Raw genomic sequence first — 15782 nt, 5'->3', positions numbered from 1 at the left:
TTCAAAGACATTGAAGATAAATTGCCAGAACAAGAAGTCGTACCGAGATTTCTTTGAAACTAAACTAACGTATTTTTTCTCAATTGATTAACTCAAGAATCATTTCCTTGTTTCTCTCTGAAAATACTTTATTGTGGGATGACACCATTGCAGATTGGGAGGCAGCCGGTTCAATAAACTGTTTGGCCTTATTGACGGCATTGGCTGCATCCTGGAATGTGCCGACAATCAAATTCAATTTCCCTTCATGCTTTAAAATATCTCCTGCAGCAAACATGCCAGGTACTGACGTTTCGCTCGTCGGAGTCCCATCAATGTAAAAATCATCAATCATCCTCGGTTCCAGTTCGCTATTCTCAAGCAAGGAAGCATCCTGGTCAAATCCATGATTGACCAGAACATCATCAACAGGAAGGCGAAGAACTTCACCTGTAGTCTGGTTTTTTATTTCGACTTCGGCAATGGATGTCCTGCTCTCATCAGCAGTTAAACTGCTGATACATGAATCGAATAAACATTCCACTGAGCTGTTCATCAACTGTGTTACCTGTGATTCATGCCCTGAGAAGCATTCTCTCCTATGTACCAGATAGATCTTTTTTGCAACCGGTTCTAACGCATTGGCCCAGTCAATGGCTGAATTGCCTCCGCCAGAAATGACAACTGTGCGATCTTTGAAATACTTAAGAGAATTAACCATATAGTGGAGGTTTGATACCTCGAATTTTTCCGCCCCTTCAAGCTTCAGCTTTTGCGGCTTTAAAATTCCACTTCCGATAGAAACGATGACTGATTTTGAATAATGCACTTTTCCAGAAGCGGCTTTTAGCAAAAATAAATCCTGTTCCTTGTTGATAGATACAATTTTTTCATTCAAGATAACTTCTGGGTTAAACGTCATCGCTTGTTCTTTCAACTGTTTAATCAAATTAGCGCCTGTAATAGGGCCGATGCCGCCAACATCCCAAATTACTTTTTCCGGATAAACATGAATCTTCCCGCCAAGGTCTGGCTGGGCCTCAATAATCTTTGTCTTCATTTCACGCAAGCCAGCATAAAAGGCTGAATATAATCCGGCAGGCCCGCCGCCAATAATCGTAATATCATAGATTTCATTGTTTTCCATTGGTAACACTCCTCAAATGTATGGTAGAACTCCCAAATGTAACGGTATCAAAATCAACAAAAATGAAATTTTCACAAATCTGTCATTGACTGAAAAAAGTAATAGCTTTATAGTATACATTGTAAACGACATTGATAATCATTATCAACGAGAAATTGAAAAACTTTGGAGGAATGATGATGGTCCGCTTATACACAGACCAATTAAAAGTGGGATATGGGGAACGGACAATCGTGAATAACCTGACATTAGAAATTCCTGATCAGAAAATCACGATTATCATCGGCCCAAATGGGTGCGGGAAATCGACTTTGCTGAAATCGATGTCACGAATCATTCCCCATCAGTCTGGCTCTATATTCCTGGATGGGTCGAGTATCTCAAAAGAAGATACAAAAACCCTGGCAAGAAAGATGGCGATACTTCCACAGACACCGGAAAGTGCTGCAGGTCTGACGGTAGGGGAATTAGTCTCTTATGGACGCTTTCCTTATCAAAAAGGATTCGGAAGGCTGACGAAAAAGGATATCGAGACCATTGATTGGGCCCTTGAGGTGACGGGAACGGCTAGTTACAAATACGAGCCTGTCGATTCGTTATCCGGCGGACAGCGGCAGCGTGTCTGGATCGCCCTTGCCCTCGCACAGGAAACAGAAATGATTTTCCTCGATGAACCGACCACCTATCTGGACATGGCACATCAGCTTGAAATCCTTGAGCTCCTGCAAAAGCTGAACAAAGAGCAGGGCCGGACAATCGTGATGGTGCTTCATGATTTAAACCATGCCGCAAGATTTGCCGATCACCTGGTTGCCTTGAAAGCGGGGAGCATCGTGAAAACGGGTTCAAGTGAAGAGGTCATCAAAAAAGAAGTACTCAGGGAAGTTTTCCAGATTGACGCTGAGATCGGGAGAGATCCGCGTACGAATAAACCAATCTGCATCACGTACAACTTACTAAAAGGAGAAGAAGACAATGAAGAAATTACTTATGCCATTCCTGCTTATGCTGGTGCTTGTTCTTAGTGCTTGCGGAGGAGAAGAAAAGCAAGAAAATACAGGTGAGAAAAAGGAAGAAGATAAGCCTCAAACCATAACTTATGAATCTGAAAGTGGCCCAGTAGAAGTACCTGCAGATCCAGAAAGAGTCATCGTCCTTTCTTCCTTTGCCGGAAATGTCATGGCTCTTGATGTGCCAATCGTGGGAGTTGACTCTTGGTCAAAAATGAATCCGCGCTTTGAAAAATTGCAGGGTGTTGAAGAAGTGACAGATGAAAACCTGGAGAAGATTATTGAACTGAATCCAGATCTGATCATTGGTCTATCTAACATCAAAAATGTCGATAAGCTGAAGGAAATTGCTCCAACTGTGACCTTCACATACGGAAAGCTGGATTACCTGGCACAGCACCTGGAAATCGGCAAGGTTTTAAATAAAGAAAAAGAAGCCCAGGAGTGGATTGATAACTTCAAGGCCGACTCAAAAGCTGCAGGAGAAGAAATTAAGGCGAAAATCGGTGCAGACGCAACTGTATCTGTCATCGAAAACTTCGACAAAGAGCTATACGTATTCGGTGATAACTGGGCGAGAGGAACAGAAATCCTGTATCAGGAGATGGGTTTGAATATGCCTGGAAAAGTGAAGGAAGCTGCACTTGAGCCTGGTTATTATGCAATTTCGCCGGAAGTACTTTCCGAATATGCTGGTGATTATGTGGTTTTCAGCAAGAATGGTGAGGGAGATACTTCCTTCCAGCAAACAGAGACTTATAAAAATATTCCTGCCGTTAAGAATAACCGTGTATTCGAAGTAAATGCCAAGGAATTCTATTTCAACGATCCTCTAACACTTGAATACCAACTTGAATTCTTTAAAAAATCATTCTTGGAACAATAATAAAGCAGCAGGAGGAATTCTTTTAGGAATTCCTCTTCTTGCTATCAGAAAGATGAGATGCATATGATAAACCAAAACAGCTCGCTTCCCATGCTCATAAAGTTCATTGCAGGTGTACTCGTCCTGGCTGTCAGTTTCATGACGGCAATGGTTTTCGGGGCGGCTGACACGACCATCAAAGAGATTTGGCTGGCACTTACTTCAACTGTTAAAACAGATACCATCACCATGATCAGGGAAATCCGCCTGCCGAGGGAGGTTGGCGCCATTTTCGTCGGGGCTGCCCTTTCGGCAGCGGGTGCAATCATGCAGGGCTTGACGAGAAACCCGCTCGCTGATCCGGGGCTGCTTGGGCTCACGGCTGGTGCCAATGCTGCACTTGCTTTGATTATGGCGCTCAGTCCTGGAGCCGGTTACCTTGCCATCACGATTGCTTGTTTTATCGGGGCATCAGTTGGTGTCATCCTTGTTTTTGGGATTGGCGCGTTAAAAAAAGGCGGATTCTCCCCATTACGGATCGTATTGGCCGGAGCTGCGGTCTCGGCTTTTTTGTTCGCAGTAGCCGAGGGAATTGGTCTGTATTTTAAAATATCAAAAGATGTTTCGATGTGGACAGCTGGCGGCCTGATGGGAACTTCATGGACGCAGCTGAAAATCATCGTGCCTTTCATCCTGATTGGTATGCTGGTTGCTTTTTATTTGTCGAGGCAATTGACGATTTTGAGCTTGAGTGAAGAAGTAGCGGTGGGACTTGGCCAGAAGACTAACTTAATTAAATTGGTATTATTCATTGTTATTGTCTTGCTGGCAGGGTCAGCTGTCGCGCTAGTCGGGAACATGGCCTTTATCGGGCTGATGGTTCCGCATATTGTCAGGATGATTGTCGGTACCGATTATCGATTCGTCCTGCCGATGTCTGCTTTATTCGGAGCCTCGTTCATGCTGATTGCGGATACACTAGGCCGGACAATCAACGCTCCTTATGAAACACCAATCTATGCGATCATTTCCATGCTCGGACTGCCGTTCTTCCTGTTCATTGTCCGTAAAGGAGGGAAGAGCTTCACATGATTCATCCATCCATTATTAAAAAACAAAGAATCATAGTTGCGACTTTATCCGTTTTGATTGTATTAACCATGATAGCGAGTCTTGGCCTTGGTTATTCTTCTGTTTCGTATGACCGGATTTTGCCGACGATATTCGGAAATGGCACGTTTAAAGAAGAGTTTGTCTTGTTTAAGATTAGGCTTCCTAGGATCATTGTAACGCTCCTTGCCGGGATGGCGCTGGCAATTTCAGGGGCGATTTTACAAGGATTGACCCGCAATGATCTGGCAGATCCGGGAATCATCGGCATCAATTCCGGAGCAGGCCTGGGAATCGCCGTGTTCTTTCTCTTCTTCCCAATCGATGCTGCTTCCTTTGCCTATATCCTGCCACTGGTCGCGTTTGCTGGTGCTTTGCTGACGGCTGTTCTCATTTATTTATTTTCTTATAAAAAGGGAATCGGGCTTCAGCCTGTAAGACTGATTCTTGTAGGAATCGGGTTTTCGATGGCACTATCCGGAGCGATGATTGTCATTATTTCCGCAGCAGAAAGACAAAAAGTTGATTTCATCGCCCGCTGGCTTGCTGGCAATATATGGGGAACAGACTGGCCGTTTATTTGGGCGCTTTTGCCTTGGTTATTAATCTTGATTCCATTCACACTGTATAAAGCCAATCGCTTGAACCTTTTGAGCTTAAGCGATCCAGTCGCCATTGGGGTAGGACTTTCAATTGAAAAAGAAAGAGTCATTCTGCTTTTGACAGCCGTTGCCCTGGCAGCTTCGGCCGTGTCAGTAACAGGCGGAATCGCCTTCATCGGGTTGATGGCTCCGCACCTTGCAAAAGCAATGATTGGACCAAGAAACCAATTATTCCTGCCAATTGCGGTACTAATTGGGGGATGGCTGTTGCTGTTTGCAGACACCATCGGCCGCAATGTCCTTGAACCAGAAGGAATTCCGGCTGGAATCATGACCGCATTAATTGGGGCACCTTATTTTGTGTATTTGCTTTTGCGAAAATAGATAAACATGCTGTCGGGCAATTCTGCCGGCAGCTTTTTTATTGTCTGCAAGTTAGGAAAGCTTCGAATGCAGTAAGTATTAATCTAAGGAGTATAATTTCTTGGGAGTGTTGGTACTTGTGAGAAGATAAAATGTGTAACCGTCTGGGCATAAGGGTTAACTTCTTCAATGAATTTCTCAGCTTGTGAGAACGTTTCGAAATGAAGCTTAAGCATAAAGCAGGCATTACCTGCTATTCGATAACAAAACTGGACGTTAGGAAGGGTTTGGATATAATTCTTAAATGACTTGTAATCGCCGTTTTTAATGGTAGCTTCAACAATACATTGGATAGGCAGTCCTAATTTTTCAAAATCGATTTCTACTGTATAGTTTTTAATAATTCCAAAAGACTCCATTTGCCTGACCCGTTCTGTTACCGATGGAGAAGATAAATTCACTCTTCTTCCCAGTTCACTCATGGAAAGTCGGCTATTTTTGCTCAATTCATCTAAAATTTTCCTGTCAGTATCATCAATTTTCATATTTAATGAATTCCCCCTCTAATTAATTAAAAATAGTAAGAATAACTTTGTTTTAGATTCCTGATTTAATGGGAATGGCGAATTTAGTTTTTTATAATTAAATATAACAAAGGGGGAATTTAAATGGCAAGAGTAAAGGAATCAGGTATCGGAGACACACCATTTCAACGGCTTTTAGGGCACAACCCAGAGGTAATGCTTGGATGGGTGCAGCTTGGGAATGTATTGGAGAAAGATGGACACATTACTGCTGAATTAAAAGAACAGGTGAGAAGAACACTGGCTCAGCGTAATGGATGTGAGTATTGTAAAGCGAAAGGCAAACCGGATCCGGAAAAGTTCGATGAAAAAACATCGATCGCTGTTGGTTTTGCTGAAGTTTTTTTAATGCAGAAAGGTGATATACCGGATTCTATCTTTAGTGTATTGCAGGAAAGCTTGACCGAGGAGGAAATTAGCGAACTCGTGGCCTTTATTTCCTTTACTACAGCTTCACAATATTTCGGAGCCATGATGAAACTGAAAACGGAAGGAGACAAGATTAACTCTTAGCAGATGGGTGCTAGTTTTTTGAAATAACAATGATTTACTTAAATGTTGTCGCGCTGTTAAGCGAATTTAAACCTAAGTTAGGCAATTGAAGTAAAGAAAAGTTCCTTTGCCCCAGATTTTAGACCATTACATTGGAATTCCATATTTATTTCAGATAGAATTGAACTAATTCACAATATTAAGGGAGTCTTATAATGGTCAATTCTAACCATCAGATAAAAGTGAACAAAAATGAGTTTGTGTGGAATAGCCAGGAGGGGGAGCTGACATTCGATGGTGCTCCTGCTTTGCTTTTCTGGGATTCAGCGATCGAGCTGTTTTTAAATACGATTGAGGAAATTTCCGGGAGTGATGTATCGAAGACCGTCTATGAAGTTACCGGATTCCGCATGGGGCATCTTGTAAGCTCCTATTATGAAGGCAGGACAGACGTGGTTCAGCTGTTGAGTGAATATAGTGATATATACAAAAGCGCAGGCTGGGGAGTCGCTGAGATTCAAGAGTATTCATTTGAAGAGAAACGTGCCGTCGTAAGAATAAGGAACAGCTGGGAACATCGAATTTTCAAAATGACTGGTAAAAATGAGGCGGGTGTCCTGCTTCCAAGTCACTGGGCAGGCATTTTCAGCGGGCTTTTCAAGCAGGACATGTGGTATAAAATGGTGAAAAGCCAGCAGGAGGGCCATGAATATGATGAGGTGGAGATTTTCCCGTCATCCGTGACAATTTCGCAAAATATCCATGAGCTAGCCCGAAAAAAAGAACAGGAAAGCATCATGGAATTGGAGCAGAAAGTAGAAGCACGAACGAAAGAGCTTAACTCTCTCGTTCAGGAGCTCAGCTCTCCAGTCATCCCAGTCTTGAATGGGATTCTGGTCATCCCGCTGATTGGACAATATAATGAAGAGCGGATCAGCAGCATGATGGAAAAAGCCTTAGTTGAACTCACGAGGCTGAAGGCCAAATATTTATTGATCGACTTAACTGGTATTAAGCATGTCGATCCTTACACTATCCATGGTATTCAAAAGTTGATCCAATCTGTACGATTGATTGGTGGCCAATGCTTTATCGTCGGAGTATCCGCGGAACTGAGCATCCAAATCTTAAGTTCAAACGTGAATCTTGAGCACATTCAATCCTTTTCCAGCCTGCAGCAGGGTGTGGAATATGCCATTCAGCAGAATGGATATGAATTGGTTAGAAAGCAATAATTTTTACCAGCTGGACCGGCAAATTACTGGTCCAGCTTTTTGCTGGAATGAAACTTTTTTGGTATTAGGACATATGTCCTTCCCGAGCTGGCTCGTTCTGTCATTTAATTAATACAAACATAAGGTTTGGGGAGAGAGAAATGAAAGGTTTGATTTTTGCACTTTTAGGGGGAGCTTTTATAACGCTGCAGGGTGTGGCCAATGCGAAAATCAGTCAGGATATTGGTACATGGCAGACAGCTTCGCTTACACAGCTTACCGGATTTATGGTTGCATTGTTCGTCTTGGTCTTTTATACAAAGGGACAATGGCAGGGATTAAGGAAAGTAAAGCCTCTTTACTTAATTGGCGGTATGTTTGGAGCAATTGTTGTCTTTGGAAATGTTACAGCGATCCATTACATTGGCGTCACATTAACGGTTTCTGCGATGTTGATTGCCCAGCTGGGAATAACCTTCCTGATTGACCGCAACGGATGGTTCGAGCTAAAGAAACAAAAAATGAGGGTGCCTCAGCTGGTTGGTATTACAATGATGATAGTCGGCGTGGTCATCCTCGGCTGGTAATCGAAAAAAGGCAGGGAAAGCTGTATGAAAGAAATCAATGGAACTGAACAGATAGAAAGGTATTTGCGGTCTTACAAGGTTGAAACCTTATTTACTAAGGAAATCATTCCATACTTAACATTATTCGAATTTGAGAAAGGGGAACAGATTTGTTCACAAGGTGAGCCTGTTGAGTACCTATATATACTGGTTAAGGGGAAAGTGAAGATTTTCACCACTTCAGAAGAGGGCAAGACATTGATCCTTTCCTTTAAAACTCCAATAGAAGTCATTGGTGATATTGAATATGTACAGGAAATCGACACGATCAATACTGTTGAGGCTGTTTCTTCGGTCGTCATGATCGGAGTACGCCAAACGGTGGTGCGAAGATTTTTAAAAGACCACTCACCGTTCCTGCAATTTTTGCTGAAAATCATTACAAGGAAATTCTATATCAAGTCCCAGTTCATGCGCCATAACATCCTCTATCCGGTTGAAACCCGGTTAGCGAGCTATCTCGTGTCTGTGGCCTATGACGAAAATGAAGCGCTCATCAATGGGAAGGTTAATACATCTAACCTGACGGACATTGCCAATTTAATTGGAACCAGCTACCGGCATCTTAATAGAGTCATTAAAGATTTCTGTATAAAAGGAATGGTGGAGCGGGATAACGGAGCAATTGTAATCAAGGATCTGGAGGGATTAAAGTCCCTGGCTAAAGAAGATCTTTATGAGTAAAAATCTGGAGGACACACTATGCTATTAGGCTTACTATTCGCGATAATTGCCGGCACGCTTGTTGGCATGCAGAATATTTTTAACAGCAAGGTCAATGAAAAAGCGGGCTCATGGACGACTACGACATTAGTACTGGGGCTGGGTTTCCTGGCATCCTTTTTACTTGGCTTGCTCTTTGAAGGCGGCCAAATGTTCGATCTGCAGCAAATGAAAGGATGGTACTGGTTCAGTGGCTTGCTCGGAATCGGGGTTGTTGCAGGCATCGTACAGGCCATAAAATTTCTCGGACCGACCCTTGCAATTTCAATTGTGTTGACTTCTCAGCTTGGGTTCGCCGTATTATTGGATTCGTTAGGCTGGATGGGATTGGAGAAGGTGCCTTTTACATGGCAGCAATTCCTTGGAGTACTTGTAATCATAGCAGGAGCCATTGTCTTTAAATGGAGCGAAGGCAGCGAAGAAAAAGTTGATGCTGTCGCTTCCAAGCTGAATCAAAAAGCAGATTTATCATAAGGGGAAATCTTTCGCGGCAGCTCGCTAACTGCCGTTTTTTTATGTTCGGTGTGGTTGAAATTATATATAACCACCTAAACATGGTATAATCTTAAAAAGAAAAAAGGAACTTTTTATAGGAGCTGAATTTGTGAATTCCATCGAAAGATTTTCTAAATACCTCATCGATCATGCAGAGACGATCAGTAAGGAAATTACAGATTATAATGTGAAAAAGCTTGAAATCACTCTGCCTGAAGAAATCATCCAGCAATCAGTAAAAACAAACAAAGCTCTTATGGAATTTCTCGGTGAAACACTGAACCTATCAAAGGAAACAGTGGCTGAGAAATTTATCAAGTGGTATAAAGTTCGACAAGCAAACAGACGCGAATATCAATTCAGCCATGAAGAGCTTGCGAGTATCCTCAAGCCATATGCAGAAACCCGGCTTCAGCTAATTGAAATGATGACAAAATTTTCAATCGGAGAGGGGCTTTCCACTGAAGAAGTTGTTTTCGTCAATAACCGAATTAGCTACTTGCTGGATTTGAGCATTACGGAAACAATGATGGAACGGGAAATGCTTGCTAATGAAGAGAACAAAAGGAATCAAAAAATGATTACAGAGCTATCATCCCCAATCGTTCCGCTCGCAGAGGACATGGCCATCCTGCCATTGATCGGCGAATTCGATTACGAACGCAGCGACCATATCATGACCCATGTAATCCCAAAAATCAGTGAACTCAGAATCAAGAACCTAATTATCGACTTTTCTGGTATCGCTATGATTGATGCAGAAATTGCAGCGCGCATCTTCAATATCAATAAAGTCCTGAGATTGATCGGGATTGAGACGATGCTGACAGGCATTCGGCCTGAACTCGCAGTCGACGTGATCAACACTGGTATTGACTTCTCTAAATTGAACACATATGGAACCGTCCAGCAGGCGATATTGGCTCATGAAAAATAAATAAGACAGAGAAACACGGCAGTTTGACTTGATTACTGCCGTGCTTTTTTGTGATGTTAGTCATTCGAGAAATACTAATCCCATTTTTTCATTTTGGCTAATAAGTCTTTGTTATATTGGATAAAAAAATAAAACGCTATAGCGCTCTTGGATATATAGCAATGAACTGGAAAGGAATAAACTCACTTTTGCAGCATGTTTAATGAACATTAGTAGATAAGGTGGTTAACAACAGTGGGTAGAGTGGAGAGAAGGCGGCAACGACAGTCGTCAAGCAGGATATGGAGCGAATTTAATACAAAAAGTACGAAGTCTAAAATTATTGGTATTGGTATCGGTTTGTTCCTTTTGGGTCTTCTTGTGCTAAATATTATGATTTGGACCAGTGACGTCAGCAAGCTTGAAGATCCGGCTCCGCAGCCGACGATCATTTATGATCAAAATGATGCTATAGCAAGCAAGTTGGCCGTTTCAAACATTGAAGGAGTAAGCATCGACCAAATTCCGGAACATCTGATACATGCTGTCATTTCAACGGAGGACCAAAGATTTTATAAGCATGATGGAATTAACTATTTTGCGATCGCTAAAGCCTTCATGCAAAATACGTTAGAAGGAGAAATTGTTGCTGGGGGCAGCACTCTGACCCAGCAGCTGGCGAAAAATGCTTTTTTAACACAGGAACGCACTTATACAAGGAAATTTAAAGAACTGATTTTTACGAAGAAAATCGAACGAAAATACTCTAAAGAAGAAATAATCGAAAGGTACTTAAACCAGATTTATTTTGGCGAAGGCGCATGGGGCATACAGCGGGCCGCACAAACGTACTTTGGCAAGGATGTCAGTGAACTGACAATAAGTGAATCGGCGATGATTGCAGGACTTATAAAAGCCCCCTCGCTTTTATCTCCTTTTAAAGACATGGATAAGTCTGTTGAGCGGAGAGATTTAGTTTTGTCGCTAATGGAAAGTGAAGGATATATCAGTCAAAAGGAGCTGGAAGAAGCGAAGGAACAGCAAATTGTCCTGCAAGGCAAGAAGATTGATGAGTATAAAGGAAAATACCCTTATTATGTTGACCATATTATTGAAGAAGCAATAAAGAAATATGGCCTTACAGAAAATGAAATTCTATCTGGCGGCCTGCGAATTTATACTGAAATGAATCCTGAAATTCAGACAGCAGTTGAAGAAGTCTACAAGGATAAGAGTATGTTTCCAGGTAGCCAGTCTGATCAGCTGGTCCAGAGTGGGGCCGTTTTTATCACTCCAAAGACAGGCGGGATAGCAGCGATTGTTGGCGGCAGAGGAGAACATACCTTTCGCGGGTTTAATCGTGCAACACAGCTGAAGCGGCAGCCAGGTTCTGCCATGAAGCCATTGGCCGTATATACGCCTGCTCTGGAGCAAGGCTACGATATGTTTGATATGCTGAAGGATTCGCCTATTAATATAGATGGATATCAGCCAATGAATTATGATAAGCAGTTCCGCGGAGAGGTGACCATGTACGAGGCGGTGGTGAACTCCTATAATGTACCGCCCGTCTGGCTGCTTGATAAAATGGGGATAAAATATGGAATCAATGCAGTGGAACGTTTTGGGATTAAATTAGAGGAAAAGGACCATAATCTCGGCTTGGCACTGGGCGGAATGGATGAAGGAGTATCTCCATTATCAATGGCCCAAGCTTTTTCTGCTTATCCTAATAGGGGGACGATGGTGCAGGCCCATTCCATTAAACGGATAGAGGATGCAGAAGGAAACCTCATTGGCAGATGGAATAATAACGCAATCAGAGTAACGGATGAGAAGGTTGCTGATAAAGTAACTTACATGCTTCGAGGGGCGGTTCAGGAAGGTACTGGCAAAAATGCAAGAGTCGATGGCTGGGAAATTGCCGGTAAAACTGGAACAACAGAAGCTCCTTTTGGGAATAACGACGGAACCAAGGATCACTGGTTCGTGGGATACTCACCCGAAATTGTCGGAGCAGTCTGGATGGGTTATGACAAGACAGATGAAAACCACTATTTAACAGAATCAAGCAGCGCCACCGTTACAATCATATTCCGAGAAATTTTCTCCAAGTCTATTAATCAATTTTCACAAAACCAATTTAATTTGTCTTCGATCGAAAAGCAGATAAATGACCATAAGAAACAGGAAGAGGAGAGAAGGGAAGAAGATAAGAAGAGAGAGAAAGAGGAGGAAAAGAGAGAGAAAGAACAAGAAAAGAAAGAGAAGAAGCGAGACGAGGAAGAAAAGAAGAGAGAAGAAAAGAAGAGAGAAGAAGAGGGGAAGAAGCCCGAGGAAGAAGAGGAGAAGAGAGAGGAGGAACTGGAGAAGAGAGAGAAGGAAGTGGAGAAAAAGCGGGAGAAAGAAGAAAAAAAGGATGACGATTAGAAGCAAAGGGTTGTGTGACCCATTGCTTTTTTTGGGGAAATGCGGGAGAGTCCATGCTGAAAAAACCATTGAACGAAAGTATTGGTCTATCACATACTTCTGAAAAAAATATCTAAACGGAACTTTTTTACATATTTGTTCGTAATAGGATAATGAGGTGATAATTATTGAATTATAGACTAACATTGTCATTGTCTCTGCTTTTATCATGCGTTCTTTTGTTTGTCACCGGCTGCTTTGCAACTGATAAGCCATTATCTAAGGATCCGAACATCACGGCCCTTCAGACAGTTTTAGAGCATCAGTTCACGGGACCGGATCCTGAATTTATTGAGGGGGCGGACAATATCGAAAAACTTGAACAATATTATGAAAAAAGGTATAAGCCTTATTTTACAGAAGAAAGGTACAATAGCTTCATTTCTACCTCAGCTTACCAATATGTCCTTGTTGCTCTTAATAATGATAAGGAAATAAAGATGGATAAAGTAAAGGTTGAAAAGGATGAAGATACTTACACCTTTAAAGTGAACGTATTGTACGGCAAGGGAGATAGCGGAGAAAATTCTGCTGAGGTTACAGGCAGAGCTAAATTCAACAATGAAGGGAAAATCACTAGTATTCAATACTTGAATGATGATGGATTGTCTGAAAAGTTGAGTAACTAAATTAATTAATGTAAGCTAATTGAACTGCACTCTGGAGTTAGAAGTACCTTCTAATCCCGGATGTGCAGTTTTTTCTATGCATTCAAAAACCCGTGTATATTGTTTGCGAATTTTATAGATGGGAAAACGTCTATTATGAAGAATGAGAGGGGGAGAAATACGTACAATATGGTTGAAAATAAAACAAAGGCAAAAAACGCGATCCTTCCAATCCTTATGGTAGCTGCTGGCTTAGGAACATCGATTACCTTTCTCTACTTATTTGCTGAGCTGGCGGAAGAATTGCTGGAATCCGAGGTTAAAAGATTTGATGAAAGCATTATTCAATTCTTTTATTATATAGAAAATGATGTGTTAGATATGATTTTGTTTATTTTCACCGAGTTGGGTTCCGTCTGGTTCCTGACCATTTTCTCGATCATAATCATTTCATTCCTATGGTTTAAAAAGAGAGATAAATGGAGCATTCTTTTTTTCATTATCGGCATAGGCGGTGGAGGCCTCCTGACCAAACTTTTGAAATACTATTATGGAAGGGAACGACCTTCAATCGATGAAACCATTGACGCAATCGGCTACAGCTTTCCAAGCGGCCACTCTATGGGGTCTTTGATTTTTTACGGATTCCTGAGTTATTTACTGTTCCGTTCCAGCCTCCGAAAAACAATTAAGTGGATGGTACTGTGCATATATGGTGTGTTGATTATGTTCATCGGGATCAGCAGGATTTATCTAGGAGCTCACTATCCAAGCGACGTCATCGCCGGCTACCTGGCAGGAGGCATTTGGCTCATCCTCTGTATCCTTGCGTTGGAATATGTAAAGTGGAGGAGTTCTTTGCAAAGAAAACCGATAAAGGCATTTAAGGAGTTTATTGGGAAGCAGTTGAGCAGCAGGATGTAGGAGACAGGAAGGTACAAGTGCTAGAAATTATCCGAAGCAGGTGAAACTTCAGACAAGATCAGCGGAAAAAGCAGAAGGCTGTTCAAATCACTTACAACCTCTGCGAAAAGCCCTAATAGATATACAAACATACATTCTCGTTATATGCTTATATTTGTACAGCAAATGCGGGGTGGGCAGCGGTCATTACTCACTTTCTTAGGAAAGAGGGTGACGCTGATGGTTACGTACGAAGCAATGAACATGATGATTAGTTTTGCAACTTTAATCATTGCCGTAATCGCATTAGGTATTTCTGCAAACAAAAAGAAAAGCCCATTGTTTGAGTAGATCATTTCTTATTCAACCTATGGCCGCTGCACTTCAAGCAGCTTGCTGTACATTGAGTTTCCGGTTGCCGCCGGAAGCTCTTTTTTAATATATGGACTATATAGTTATATTATAAACATTTTTAAAGCGGAAAGTAAATATTATGGCTTTAACCTGCCGCGATAAGATGATCATTTTCGGCAGTCAGATAGGGTATTTCTGTAATTAAAAAAGAAATGACCTACCCTGCACCACCAATGTTTGAGTAGATCATTTCTTATTCAACATATGGCCGCTGTATTTATAATACTCAATTTTAATCCTGAAAGGCATGAAACACATGCTTGATTAATGAATCACGTTAGAAAGAAGCAGAAATGCTGATAACCACCTCTGTTGTAGCATATAAATGAGTACAACTATTCTGCAAATGGCAGGTGGATGAAATGAAACTTCAAAAAGGTTTTCAGAATTTGTCAAAGCGGAATATGAATTTTGAGGAGGTCTTCCAGCATATCCTGTCATTCATCAAAGTGCAGCCAAATGGCAATCACAGATTGATCATTGGCACGGACTCTCAAGTACATAGTTCGTACACGCGATTCATCACTGGAGTTGTGATACAACGAGAATGCAAAGGTGTATGGGCATGTTACCGGTCCGTTGATATAGCAAGGAGAATTGAAACCTTACAGGAGAAGATTTCGTTGGAAACTAACTTCACTCAGGAAGTTGCCTGCATGTTCACTCCGCAAAAGCAAAAACAAATAATCGATCTATTGATTCCATATGTCGAAAAAGGGGCCAGTTTCAAGATGGTGGGGCATTTGGACCTGGGCCGGGGAACGAAAAACAAAACCAGAATTTATGTGAATGAAATGATTAAGCGAATTGAATCAGTCGGGCTCGAAGCACAAATCAAGCCTGATTCATTTGTGGCCTCCAGTTATGCGAACAGGTATACAAAATAGGAAAAGCGAACGAGATGTGAACTGAAGAATGAAGTTTGTCATAATCCTTTTGACCAAAATGTTTTAGTACGGGTCGAAAAAGTGAAGATACATTTTATACTTTCCATTGAAAGGGCAATAAGGCCTGATTGTGACAGGTTTGTCTGAACAGAGGCTAAAGCTGTCAAGAAAAGCACATTATTGTGACAGGTTTGCCGGACAGAGGCCAAAGCTGTCAAGAAAGCATAGTTATTGTGACAGGTTTGAAGGTGCAGAGGCCAAAGCTGTCAAGAAAGCATAGTTATTGTGACAGGTTTGAAGGTGCAGAGGCCAAAGCTGTCAAGAAAGCATAGTTATTGTGACAGGTTTGCCGGAACAGAGGCCAAAGCTGTCAAG

The 15782-nt window shown here is 41.8% G+C and carries 17 protein-coding genes; 15 read left to right on the top strand and 2 right to left on the bottom strand.

Annotated features, from left to right (window positions below; translation table 11 throughout):
* Window positions 1-79 precede the first annotated feature (79 nt).
* A complete protein-coding gene (locus J7I80_RS22470) occupies window positions 80-1126 on the bottom strand; it encodes an NAD(P)/FAD-dependent oxidoreductase (protein WP_214741589.1) in 1047 nt (348 codons plus the stop codon).
* A gap of 179 nt (window positions 1127-1305) precedes the next feature.
* On the opposite strand from J7I80_RS22470, the gene J7I80_RS22465 reads away from it, so the two are divergent.
* The 4 genes from J7I80_RS22465 to J7I80_RS22450 all read left to right on the top strand — a co-directional run bounded on the left by J7I80_RS22465 (window position 1306) and on the right by J7I80_RS22450 (window position 5097).
* A complete protein-coding gene (locus J7I80_RS22465; RefSeq protein ID WP_214741587.1) occupies window positions 1306-2151 on the top strand; it encodes an ABC transporter ATP-binding protein in 846 nt (281 codons plus the stop codon).
* Window positions 2102-3022: an iron-hydroxamate ABC transporter substrate-binding protein gene (locus J7I80_RS22460; protein WP_214741585.1), complete on the top strand. Its 921-nt coding sequence runs from the start codon at window positions 2102-2104 to the stop codon at window positions 3020-3022. Before J7I80_RS22465 ends, J7I80_RS22460 begins: the two co-directional genes overlap by 50 nt.
* A 90-nt stretch (window positions 3023-3112) precedes the next feature.
* The gene (locus J7I80_RS22455) at window positions 3113-4093 is read left to right on the top strand and encodes a FecCD family ABC transporter permease (protein ID WP_483297719.1); all 981 of its coding nucleotides are present in this window, start codon (window positions 3113-3115) and stop codon (window positions 4091-4093) included.
* Entirely contained in the window at window positions 4090-5097 is a 1008-nt protein-coding gene (locus tag J7I80_RS22450; RefSeq protein ID WP_214741578.1) for a FecCD family ABC transporter permease, read from the top strand. Before J7I80_RS22455 ends, J7I80_RS22450 begins: the two co-directional genes overlap by 4 nt.
* Before the next feature lie 83 nt (window positions 5098-5180).
* Here the strand turns inward: J7I80_RS22450 and J7I80_RS22445 are convergent, their stop codons facing one another.
* Window positions 5181-5621, bottom strand: coding sequence for an Lrp/AsnC family transcriptional regulator (locus tag J7I80_RS22445; protein WP_214741576.1), 441 nt, complete (start codon window positions 5619-5621; stop codon window positions 5181-5183).
* A 123-nt stretch (window positions 5622-5744) separates the two neighbouring features.
* Here J7I80_RS22445 and J7I80_RS22440 point away from each other — a divergent pair, with 123 nt between their 5' ends.
* The 11 genes from J7I80_RS22440 (at window position 5745) to J7I80_RS22395 (ending at window position 15407) form a co-directional block, all read left to right on the top strand.
* Window positions 5745-6173 (top strand): carboxymuconolactone decarboxylase family protein, encoded by a 429-nt coding sequence (locus J7I80_RS22440; protein ID WP_214741574.1) that lies wholly within the window; start codon window positions 5745-5747, stop codon window positions 6171-6173.
* A gap of 194 nt (window positions 6174-6367) precedes the next feature.
* On the top strand, window positions 6368-7387 hold the full coding sequence (locus tag J7I80_RS22435) for an STAS domain-containing protein (RefSeq protein ID WP_214741572.1): 1020 nt from the start codon (window positions 6368-6370) through the stop codon (window positions 7385-7387).
* 140 nt (window positions 7388-7527) lie between these two features.
* The gene (locus J7I80_RS22430; protein ID WP_214741570.1) at window positions 7528-7953 is read left to right on the top strand and encodes a DMT family transporter; all 426 of its coding nucleotides are present in this window, start codon (window positions 7528-7530) and stop codon (window positions 7951-7953) included.
* Window positions 7954-7977: 24 nt separating this feature from the next.
* The gene (locus J7I80_RS22425) at window positions 7978-8676 is read left to right on the top strand and encodes a Crp/Fnr family transcriptional regulator (protein WP_214741568.1); all 699 of its coding nucleotides are present in this window, start codon (window positions 7978-7980) and stop codon (window positions 8674-8676) included.
* An 18-nt stretch (window positions 8677-8694) separates the two neighbouring features.
* A complete protein-coding gene (locus tag J7I80_RS22420; protein WP_214741566.1) occupies window positions 8695-9189 on the top strand; it encodes a DMT family transporter in 495 nt (164 codons plus the stop codon).
* A 130-nt stretch (window positions 9190-9319) separates the two neighbouring features.
* On the top strand, window positions 9320-10147 hold the full coding sequence (locus J7I80_RS23700; RefSeq protein WP_214741564.1) for an STAS domain-containing protein: 828 nt from the start codon (window positions 9320-9322) through the stop codon (window positions 10145-10147).
* A gap of 234 nt (window positions 10148-10381) precedes the next feature.
* Entirely contained in the window at window positions 10382-12556 is a 2175-nt protein-coding gene (locus J7I80_RS22410; RefSeq protein WP_214741562.1) for a transglycosylase domain-containing protein, read from the top strand.
* A 167-nt stretch (window positions 12557-12723) separates the two neighbouring features.
* Complete coding sequence (locus J7I80_RS22405; RefSeq protein WP_214741561.1) at window positions 12724-13224, top strand: hypothetical protein; 501 nt, start codon at window positions 12724-12726, stop codon at window positions 13222-13224.
* Between the two features lie 135 nt (window positions 13225-13359).
* Window positions 13360-14127: a phosphatase PAP2 family protein gene (locus tag J7I80_RS22400; protein ID WP_251027921.1), complete on the top strand. Its 768-nt coding sequence runs from the start codon at window positions 13360-13362 to the stop codon at window positions 14125-14127.
* A gap of 219 nt (window positions 14128-14346) precedes the next feature.
* Window positions 14347-14457 (top strand): putative holin-like toxin, encoded by a 111-nt coding sequence (locus J7I80_RS23405; protein WP_251027920.1) that lies wholly within the window; start codon window positions 14347-14349, stop codon window positions 14455-14457.
* Between the two features lie 425 nt (window positions 14458-14882).
* A complete protein-coding gene (locus J7I80_RS22395) occupies window positions 14883-15407 on the top strand; it encodes a ribonuclease H-like YkuK family protein (protein ID WP_214741559.1) in 525 nt (174 codons plus the stop codon).
* The last annotated feature ends 375 nt before the right edge of the window (window positions 15408-15782 follow it).

The sequence above is a fragment of the Bacillus sp. ISL-41 genome (assembly GCF_018613235.1).
Taxonomy (GTDB): Bacteria; Bacillota; Bacilli; order Bacillales; family Cytobacillaceae; genus Mesobacillus.
Note: the sequence above shows the minus strand (reverse complement) of the source record. Positions and strands in the feature narration are given on the sequence as shown.

Excerpts from the sequence above, each read along its gene's own strand:
- J7I80_RS22445 (WP_214741576.1), bottom strand. The coding sequence starts at position 5,621 with ATGAAAATTGATGATACTGACAGGAAAATTTTAGATGAATTGAGCAAA.
- J7I80_RS22430 (WP_214741570.1), top strand. The coding sequence starts at position 7,528 with ATGAAAGGTTTGATTTTTGCACTTTTAGGGGGAGCTTTTATAACGCTG.
- J7I80_RS22465 (WP_214741587.1), top strand. The coding sequence starts at position 1,306 with ATGGTCCGCTTATACACAGACCAATTAAAAGTGGGATATGGGGAACGG.
- J7I80_RS23405 (WP_251027920.1), top strand. The coding sequence starts at position 14,347 with ATGGTTACGTACGAAGCAATGAACATGATGATTAGTTTTGCAACTTTA.
- J7I80_RS22425 (WP_214741568.1), top strand. The coding sequence starts at position 7,978 with ATGAAAGAAATCAATGGAACTGAACAGATAGAAAGGTATTTGCGGTCT.
- J7I80_RS22470 (WP_214741589.1), bottom strand. The coding sequence starts at position 1,126 with ATGGAAAACAATGAAATCTATGATATTACGATTATTGGCGGCGGGCCT.
- J7I80_RS22400 (WP_251027921.1), top strand. The coding sequence starts at position 13,360 with ATGAAGAATGAGAGGGGGAGAAATACGTACAATATGGTTGAAAATAAA.
- J7I80_RS22440 (WP_214741574.1), top strand. The coding sequence starts at position 5,745 with ATGGCAAGAGTAAAGGAATCAGGTATCGGAGACACACCATTTCAACGG.
- J7I80_RS22450 (WP_214741578.1), top strand. The coding sequence starts at position 4,090 with ATGATTCATCCATCCATTATTAAAAAACAAAGAATCATAGTTGCGACT.
- J7I80_RS22420 (WP_214741566.1), top strand. The coding sequence starts at position 8,695 with ATGCTATTAGGCTTACTATTCGCGATAATTGCCGGCACGCTTGTTGGC.
- J7I80_RS22395 (WP_214741559.1), top strand. The coding sequence starts at position 14,883 with ATGAAACTTCAAAAAGGTTTTCAGAATTTGTCAAAGCGGAATATGAAT.
- J7I80_RS22455 (WP_483297719.1), top strand. The coding sequence starts at position 3,113 with ATGCTCATAAAGTTCATTGCAGGTGTACTCGTCCTGGCTGTCAGTTTC.
- J7I80_RS22435 (WP_214741572.1), top strand. The coding sequence starts at position 6,368 with ATGGTCAATTCTAACCATCAGATAAAAGTGAACAAAAATGAGTTTGTG.
- J7I80_RS22460 (WP_214741585.1), top strand. The coding sequence starts at position 2,102 with ATGAAGAAATTACTTATGCCATTCCTGCTTATGCTGGTGCTTGTTCTT.